Below are 8,563 nucleotides of genomic sequence, written 5' to 3' on the forward strand. Positions count from 1 at the left end.
CCCGGCCACCCCCAGCGCCGGCGCCCCGCGCACCGCCAGCGACCGGATCGCCGCGACCAGCTCGGCGACCGTGGTGAGCCGCAGCACGCGCACCTCACCCGGCAGCGCCGTCTGGTCGATGATCTCGATGGCGTCGTCCACCCAGTCGATCGTCCGCATGGGCGCGAGCCTAACCAAACAGCTCAGACCACCGAGCGGTCCGCGATCCGGTCCAGCACGCCGAGCAGGGCGTCCCGGCTCTCGCCGAGCTGCTCCCCGGTCCAGCGCTCCTCGACGGTGACCGTCACACCGGCGTGCGTGCGCAGTTCGGCCTTCACCGGGGTGCGCTTGGTGAGGGTGGCCGCGACGATCTCCTCGTACGGCAGGAACCGGAAGCGGGTCGCCAGCTCCTCCACCGGCCCGGACGTCAGCAGGGCGCGCAGCCGGTCCTTGCCGTTGTCGGTCGACTTGGGCGCGGGCACCAGGACCAGGCCCCGGTCCAGCAGCACCAGGTCGGTGTGCAGGCCGTCGACCTTGAGGTTGGCCATCGCGCCGATGATGTCGGAGCCGCTCGCGGTGGCCCGGCGCTCGACGATCGCCGCCGCCTCGACCCGGATGCCGGCCTCGGCCAGCCGGGCCCGGGCCTCCTCCAGCGTGGCCGGCGAGACGGCCAGCTTCGCGATCTCCTCGTAGTCCAGCTCGGCGCCGTGCGCGTCGACCAGCGTGACCGGCTCGGTCCACGAGTGCCGCCAGTACGCCGTGCCGGAACGGACCGCCGCCAGCGTGAACAGCATGTCCATCGCGCCGACGAACTTGCCCGCCGCCTCCTTGCGGGTGGCGTTCGGGTAGAACTCCTCGGCCAGCTCGCCCAGCCGGCCGGCCGCCACCAGGTCGAACAGGGTGCCCAGCCCCGGGTCCTCGGTGCCGGTGAGCCGGCCCAGTGAGCGGAACACCCGGTCCGCCTTGCGCTGCAGGCCCGCGGTGGTCGCGGCCGCGGTGAACTGCGGCCAGGGCAGCACCTGGCGGCTGCCGATGTCGACGACCTCGCGCTGCAGGGCGATGCCGGCGGTGGTGATCGAGGGCACCAGCATCGCGGCGGGCCGGCCGTCCACCGGGTGCGCGACCTGCGGCGCGTTCCGCATGAGGGCGATCCGCTCGGCCTGCGACGGGTGCGTGTCCCAGCGGGACCGGTGCTGCTCGGGCTGGTCGTCGCGCAGCTTGGCGAGCTCCTCGTGCCGGGCCGCGACGAGCCGGCCGAAGCCGCCGAAGAAGTCGTCCGGCGCGAAGCCGGCCTCCCAGCCCTGGTTGATGTACCGGTCGAAGTAGACGCCCCAGGCCGCGTCGATCACCGGCAGCTCCCGCAGGGCGGCGACGGCCACGTCCGGACCGGCGACCCGCACTGAGGCCCGGTCGGCGTCCAGCTCCTGGCGGCGCGAGACGGCGTTGTCGACCAGCAGATAGAGCCGGGCGTAACCACGGAAGGTCCAGCCGACCGGGTTCCACGGGCCGATCCGGCCGATGGTGTGCCCGATCGCGAGCCGCCCCCGGTACGCGACCGCGCCCAGCCGGGTGTGCTTGCCGGAGTAGTGGCCCAGCTCGTGCGCGACGACCGAGCGCAGCTGGTCGACGTTCATCGCCTGCAGCAGCGGCATGCCCAGGTACAGCCGCCGCCGGCCGCCGATCAGGCCGAGCAGCTTGGTGTCCTCGCTGACCGCGGCGTTGACCTCGGGCACCAGCCGGATCTCGTCGGGCGTACGGGTGCCGACCTCGTCGGCCAGGTGGTGCACCAGGGCCCAGAGCTCGGGTGCCTCGTGCGGCGCGACGATCAGACCGTGCAGCGGCTCCGGCTGGGTCCGGATCGCCCGCCACAGCCCGACGACGGTGGCGCCCACCGCGAAGAGCAGCGGCAGGCCGAGTTTGATGCCCACGCCGGCGTTGCCGACGGTCGAGATCCACACGACCAACGCCAGCACGGCGACGAGCTGGAGCAGGGCGACGACATAAAAACCGAGCAGCATGAAGACGGACGCGGCGGCGCGCAGCATGGTGTTTCCTCCCCGTGGCACCGCCCGTCTGCTCCGGACGGCGCAGGGAAGATACCGACCTCGATCTTCGCCCGGCAACCCCCTTCCGGGCAGGTCCGCGCGCGTCTACCATCCCGTCCGGAGCCGAGGAGGACTCATCGCCATGTGGCCGTTCAAGCGCGCCGGCAGGTCGGCTGCCGTCATCGACCCCTGCCTCGGCGACGGGACCGCCCGGCGGCTCGACGAGGCGGCCGGCCGCGGCGACTGGTCCACCGTCTCGGCCGTGCTGACCCCCGTCGTGGATCAGGACCTGCGCGCTTTCTACGTCGGGGTGCTGGCCGACCGCAGTGGACCGCAGCCATGGATCGGCAAGTGGCTCGCCGCCGAGCCCGAGTCCGCACTGCCGCACCTGGTCAAGGGCGCGCACGCGGTCCAGTGGGCGTGGGAGGCGCGCGGCAGCGGCACGGCGAGCACGGTCTCCGAGGAACAGTTCGCCGCGTTCTTCCACCGTCTCAAGATCGCCGAGGACAGCCTGGACGAGGCGGTGAGCCGGGACCCGGCGGACGCCACCGCCTGGGCCGAGCTGATCACCACGGCAATCGGCCGGCAGCTCGGGCTCGACGAGGCGGAGCGGCGGTTCAAGGAGGTCGTCGCCCGGCACCGCTGGCACCGGGCCGCGCACGCCCGGATGCTCCAGCAGAAGTGCGCCAAGTGGGGCGGCAGCGACGAACTGGCGCTGACGTTCGCCCGGGACACCGTCGACCTGATGCCGGCCGGCTGCTCGCTCGGCTCGATGGTGGCGGTGGCGCATTTCGAGGCGGCGCTGCAGGCCGACGGCAGCACCGAGGACTACCTGTCCCGGCCGGAGGTGCGCGCGGAGGTGCACGCGGCCGCGGACAAGTCCGTCGGACACCCGGACTTCCGCCGCATCCCCGGGCACCAGACCGCCGACGGCTGGTTCGCCCTGGTCTTCCACCTGGCGGGCGACCACGCGGCGGCGGCCGAGCGTTTCGACGCCATCGGTGACCTGCCGACCGAGCTGCCCTGGGGCTACTACCGCGACGCCGGAAGGGCCTACGCGCGCTACCGCGCGAAGGCTTACCGAGCAGCCGGCCGCCCCTGACACTTAGTCTTTCGCCATGGCATCTCGTGATCCAGTCGCTGACCTGCGGCGTATCGCCTTCCTGCTGGAACGGGCGAACGAGGCGACGTACCGGGTGAAGGCCTTCCGGTCCGCGGCCGCGACGGTCGCCGCCCTGCCCGCCGCGGAGCTCGCCGAGCGGGCGGCCGCCGGCACGCTGTCGAAGTTGTCTGGCGTCGGCGATGTCACCGCCCGGTGCGTCGCCGAGTCGCTGAACGGCGAGGAGCCGGCCTACCTGCGGCGGCTGGCGGCCACCGAGGGCACGGATCTGCAGGGTGCCGCGGCGGCGCTGCGTGAGGCGTTGCGCGGGGACTGCCACGCCCACTCGGACTGGTCCGACGGTGGCTCGCCGATCGAGGAGATGGCGCTGGCCGCGGTCGAGCTCGGCCACGAGTATCTGGTCCTCACCGACCACTCACCCCGGTTGACCGTGGCCAACGGTCTGACCGCCGCGCGGTTGCGGCGCCAGCTCGACCACGTGGCCAAGCTGAACGACGCGCTGCCCGACGGCTTCCGGATCCTCACCGGCATCGAGGTGGACATCCTGGCCGACGGCTCGCTGGACCAGGAGGACGAGCTGCTGGCCCGCCTGGACGTCGTGGTCGGTTCGGTGCACAGCAACCTGCGCGACGACTCGGCCAAGATGACCCGCCGGATGCTGGCGGCGATCGAGAACCCGCACCTGGACATCCTGGGCCACCTGACCGGCCGCAAGGTGGCTGCGGCCGGCGCCGGCGACAAGGGGCACCGGGCCGGGCGGACCCGGCCGCCGAGCGACTTCGACGTCAAGAAGGTGCTGGCCGCGTGCGTCGAGCACGGCAAGGCGGTGGAGATCAACTCGCGGCCGGACCGGCTCGACCCGCCCAAGCGGATGCTGACCGTGGCGGTGGAGGCGGGCTGCCTGTTCAGCATCGACACCGACGCGCACGCGCCCGGCCAGCTCGACTGGCAACGGTACGGCTGTGAGCGCGCGGCGCTGTGCGGCGTACCGGTGGACCGGGTGGTGAATTCGTGGCCGGCCGACCGCCTGCTGGAGTGGACCGCCGGCCACTCCGGCGGCAATTAGGGGACGCACCGCGCCGGTGGCTCCCGTAGGGTCGGCGCGTGGGACAGATTGATGACCTCGCCAACAACTACGTCGACGAGTGGGCTCCGCTCAACCCGACCGGCGCGACCTTCATCGGCGTGGCCGGCCACGACGCCGAGCTCGACGATCTCTCGCCGGACGGCTTCGCGGCCCAGGCCGAGCTGACCCGGAGCACGCTGGCCCGGCTGGACCCGCTGGAGCCGGCGACCGAGTCCGAGCACGTGGCCAAGGACGCGATGCAGGAGCGCCTGGGTCTCGAGCTGGCCCGCTACGACGCCGGCGACATAGCCAGCGACCTCAACGTCATCTCCAGCCCGTTGCACGGGCTGCGGATGGTGTTCGACCTGATGCCGACCCAGGGCGAGGAGGCGCTGGCGAACATCTCGACCCGGCTCGCGAGCTTCCCCCGGGCGCTGGAGCAGTACAAGCGGACCCTGCTCGAGGAGGCCGCGCGCGGCAACGTCAGCGCGCGGGTGCAGATGGTCGAGGTCGCCGAGCAGTGCGACGCCTGGACAGATCCCTCGCGGGACAACTTCTTCCACCGGCTGGCCGACGGGCTCGGCGCCGACGGCACGCTCGGCGCCGACGGCACGCTCGGCGCGGAGCTGCAACGCAACGCCGCGGCCGCCACCGCCGCCACGGCCGGTTTCGGGGAGTTCCTGCGCACCGAGCTCGCCCCGCACGGCCGGGACAAGGAGGCGGCCGGGCCGGAGCGCTACGCCCGCGCGTCGCAGTACTTCCTGGGTGCGCGCGTGGACCAGGCGGAGACGTACGCCTGGGGCTTCGAGGAACTGGCCCGGCTGGAACGCGAGATGCGCGTGGTCGCGGGCGAGATCGCCGGTCCCGGCGCGAGCGTCGACGAGGCGGTGGCGGTGCTGGACGCCGACCCCGCCCGGCGCATCCCCGGCAAGGAGGCGTTCCGCGACTGGATGCAGGCGCTGGCCGACAAGGCGGTGTCGGCGCTCGACGGCACCCACTTCGACATCCCCGAGCCGGTCCGGGCCATCGAGTGCTGCCTGGCTCCGACCAGCGACGGCGGCATCTACTACACCGGGCCGAGCGAGGACTTCAGCCGGCCCGGGCGGATGTGGTGGGCCGTGCCGGAGGGCATGACCGAGTTCTCCACCTGGCGGGAGGTGACCACCGTCTACCACGAGGGCGTGCCGGGTCATCACCTGCAGATCGGCCAGACGATCTACCGCGCCGAGCTGCTCAACCGCTGGCAGCGGCTGCTCTGCTTCTGCTCCGGGCACGCCGAGGGCTGGGCCCTGTACGCCGAGCGCCTGATGGACGACCTCGGTTACCTGGCCGATCCGGGTGACCGGCTGGGCATGCTCGACGGGCAGGCGCTGCGGGCCAGCCGGGTGATCGTGGACATCGGCATGCACCTGGAGCTGGAGATCCCGCGCGACAACCCGTTCGGCTTCCACCCCGGTGAGCGCTGGACGCCCGAGCTGGGCTGGGAGTTCCTGCGGGCGCACACCCGGATGAACGAGGAGGTGCTGCGCTTCGAGTGGAAGCGGTACCTGGGCTGGCCGGGGCAGGCGCCGTCGTACAAGGTCGGCGAGCGGATCTGGTTGCAGGCCCGCGAGGACGCGAAGGCCCGTAAGGGTGCCGACTTCGACCTCAAGGTCTTCCACCGGCAGGCGCTCGATCTCGGCGCTCTGGGCCTGGATCCGCTCCGGAAGGCGCTGGCCCGCCTCTGACCGCTTGATCCACACCAGCCAGAACGGCCCGCCCGGCCTTCCACCGGGCGGGCTTTCTCATGAAATCGTCCGCATCGCGAGACGGACACTGTGTCCGTCTCACTACTCTCCGTGTCATTTTAGCGCTACGTAAGGTGTTCGTTACCGAACGGAGACAATGCGGGACGGCGCCACCGGCTTCCATTGTGGAACGCTTTCCTTGCTACCCAGCAAGCGCCGAACGCGCCTACGAAGTTCGTTCGCCGCGCTGTGAACGGCAACCCCCGAGCATTCTTTTCTATCCGTCCCGGTGCTGGCAGAGGCCGGTTTCCGCCGTGCGGTACAACCACCGCGCCCCCGAGGCGTATCCCCCGATCAGCCGAGCCAACTCTGACCCTTGGAAAGGGGTCGCATGATTATTTCTCGGATAGATTGACCCGGATCGGTGCGCCCGCTTGGCTACGGAGGGTAGCCGCCAAAACGGTCTATCGCGGATGCATGGCGGAGGAATTGGCAATGTCAGTCTCGGTGGACAACCGGCGAACCCGTACGCGCTCAGCGCTCGCGGCTGTTTTGACGGTCTTGATTCTTGTCCCGGCGGCGATCCTGTTCGCCAGCGTGTGGGGCACCATCTCCGACAAGCGCGACGACACGCGGCTGGAGAAGCAGGGCGTGGAGTACATCTCCGCCCTCGCTCCCCTGGTGAGCTCACTCGCCGAGGCGCAGTCCTCGGCCCTGGCCGGCGTCACGGCCGCCCCCGGCTCGCTGAGCGCCGCGATCAACGGCGTCGCGGCGGTGGACCAGCGCCTGGGTGACGAGCTGAACACCCGGGACCGCTGGACCGGCCTCAAGCAGAAGATCGACCAGCTCGGCAAGGTCACCGGCGGCCCGGTCGCGGTGTTCCAGGCGCACGTCGAGGTCACCGACCTCACCCTGGAGCTCTACGACACCGTGCGGGACAACGCCGAGCTGGCCCGGGACCCGGACAACGACATCTCGCACCTGCAGGAGGCCGTCGCGGTCGACCTGCCGGAATCCGTCGTGCAGGTCAGCCGGATGGGCGACCTCAGCCAGCTGGTCGCCCGGGCCGACGACAAAGCCCGCGCGCAGATCGCTCCCCAGTTCGGCGCGGCCGTGCAGGCCGTGGACTCCTCGGTCAACGAACTCACCGACAACCTGCAGGCCGCGGTCGACGACACCAGCAGCGTCTCGCTGAGCGGCAACCTGGTCAACGGGCTGGACTCGTTCCGGCGCGGGGTGGAGTCGCTGACCCGCGGCGCCAACCCGGGCGGCGCCCCGAACGCGGCCACCATGGCGACCGCGCAGAGCCAGCTGCAGACCTCGCTGGCCAACCTCTCCGGCATCGTGACCCGGGAGATGACCGCCCTGCTCGACGACCGGCTGGACAGCCTCGACAACGACATGATCGTGGCGCTGGCCTCGGCCGCCGCCGCCGTTCTGCTGGTCGCCGCGGCCATGATGGTGCCGCTCACCGGCAGGGGCCAGCGGCTCTTCCCGGCGGCCCCAGAGGCGGGTCCCCGCGATCTGAACGTGGGCCCGACCGGACCGGAGACCGACCGCACCGAAGCCGGGCACCGCGCACCGGCCTACGGCGAGGTCAACCCCACACGGCGGGAGCGATCCGGTGCTCTTCGGTAAGCTCCGCATCCTCGGCAAGCTGACGCTGCTGGTCCTGGTCCCGCTCCTCGGGGTCGTCCTGCTCGCGCTGCCGATCGTCGCCAACCGCATCGACGTGGCCGGCAAGGCCCAGGACACCGCCGACACGGTCCTGCTGGCCACCCGGGTCGGCTCGGCCGTCCAGGAGCTGTCCGAGGAGCGCCTGCTCTCGGTGGGCTTCCTGTTCGGCCTGGTCGGCCAGCCCCAGCTGGTGGTGCAGAGCGCCGAGTCGACCGACCGCATCCTCGCCCTCAAGCGTCTCGACCAGCCGCTCACCCCGCAGCTCAGCCGGGCCGTGGACGCGATCAAGCGGCTCGAGGGCACCCGGGCCAACATCCTGAACCGGACCATCCGCCCGGACCAGATCTCGGCCGAGTTCACCGCTGTGATCACCCCGATCCTGGACGGGCTCGACCTGCAGCGCGCGGCCGACCTCACGACCGCCACCGGCCGCCAGGTGTTCGCGCTGGACCAGGCGCTGCGCAGTGACGACCTGATCAGCCAGGCGTCCAGCCAGCTGACCGCGGCCGTGGCGACCCAGAACGCCGGACTGACCAACCTGTTCTCGTCCACCCTGCTGCAGCTGCAGTTCATCATCGGTGGCGCGCAGGCGTACTTCACCCCCGACCAGTACAAGCTGTACACGGGGGCCCAGCAGGCGTTCTCGGCCCGCGTGGGGGACCAGTTCTTCGCCCGCGCGGCGACCGACCCCGCCTCGGCGGTCAAGCTGCTCAAGCCCGACACGCTGTACCCGTCGCTGCTGTCCGTCATCGTGCTCGGCGGCTTCGTGGAGAAGCGGATCGCCGCCGACGTGGACGCCGCCGTGGCCGACGACCGCGAGGACGCCCTGCGCACAGCCGGCCTGGTCGGCGGTGGCGCGGTGCTCCTGCTGCTCATCGTCATCGCGTTGTCGCTGCTGATGGCCCGCGCGGTCGCCCGGCCGCTGCGCCGCCTGACCGGCTCCGCCGAG

6 protein-coding genes are annotated in these 8,563 nt (G+C 71.8%); 5 read left to right on the plus strand and 1 reads right to left on the minus strand.

What is annotated here, in order from left to right; translation table 11 throughout:
- Positions 1–182 precede the first annotated feature (182 nt).
- On the minus strand, positions 183–2,024 hold the full coding sequence (locus tag AB0C29_RS21560; protein WP_360822707.1) for a M48 family metallopeptidase: 1,842 nt from the start codon (positions 2,022–2,024) through the stop codon (positions 183–185).
- A gap of 142 nt (positions 2,025–2,166) precedes the next feature.
- Between AB0C29_RS21560 and AB0C29_RS21565 the strand changes: the two genes are divergently transcribed.
- The 5 genes from AB0C29_RS21565 to AB0C29_RS21585 all read left to right on the plus strand — a co-directional run.
- Positions 2,167–3,126 carry a hypothetical protein gene (locus AB0C29_RS21565; RefSeq protein WP_360822710.1) on the plus strand — a complete coding sequence of 320 codons (960 nt, stop codon included), beginning with the start codon at positions 2,167–2,169 and terminating at the stop codon, positions 3,124–3,126.
- A gap of 16 nt (positions 3,127–3,142) precedes the next feature.
- Entirely contained in the window at positions 3,143–4,210 is a 1,068-nt protein-coding gene (locus AB0C29_RS21570; RefSeq protein WP_360822713.1) for a PHP domain-containing protein, read from the plus strand.
- Between the two features lie 38 nt (positions 4,211–4,248).
- Complete coding sequence (locus tag AB0C29_RS21575) at positions 4,249–5,937, plus strand: DUF885 domain-containing protein (protein ID WP_360822715.1); 1,689 nt, start codon at positions 4,249–4,251, stop codon at positions 5,935–5,937.
- 561 nt (positions 5,938–6,498) lie between these two features.
- Positions 6,499–7,575, plus strand: a complete 1,077-nt coding sequence (locus AB0C29_RS21580) for a hypothetical protein (RefSeq protein ID WP_360822718.1) — start codon at positions 6,499–6,501, stop codon at positions 7,573–7,575.
- Positions 7,562–8,563 (plus strand): nitrate- and nitrite sensing domain-containing protein (locus AB0C29_RS21585; RefSeq protein ID WP_360822720.1); only part of this gene is annotated, 1,002 nt, incomplete at its 3' end. The genes AB0C29_RS21580 and AB0C29_RS21585, both read left to right, overlap by 14 nt.

The sequence above is a fragment of the Actinoplanes sp. NPDC048791 genome, from assembly GCF_040650095.1.
In the GTDB taxonomy this organism is placed as follows: domain Bacteria; phylum Actinomycetota; class Actinomycetes; order Mycobacteriales; family Micromonosporaceae; genus Actinoplanes.

What these genes read in the sequence shown, in the direction of transcription:
- AB0C29_RS21570 (WP_360822713.1), top strand. Translation starts at nt 3,143, where the DNA reads ATGGCATCTCGTGATCCAGTCGCTGACCTGCGGCGTATCGCCTTCCTG.
- AB0C29_RS21565 (WP_360822710.1), top strand. Translation starts at nt 2,167, where the DNA reads ATGTGGCCGTTCAAGCGCGCCGGCAGGTCGGCTGCCGTCATCGACCCC.
- AB0C29_RS21560 (WP_360822707.1), bottom strand. Translation starts at nt 2,024, where the DNA reads ATGCTGCGCGCCGCCGCGTCCGTCTTCATGCTGCTCGGTTTTTATGTC.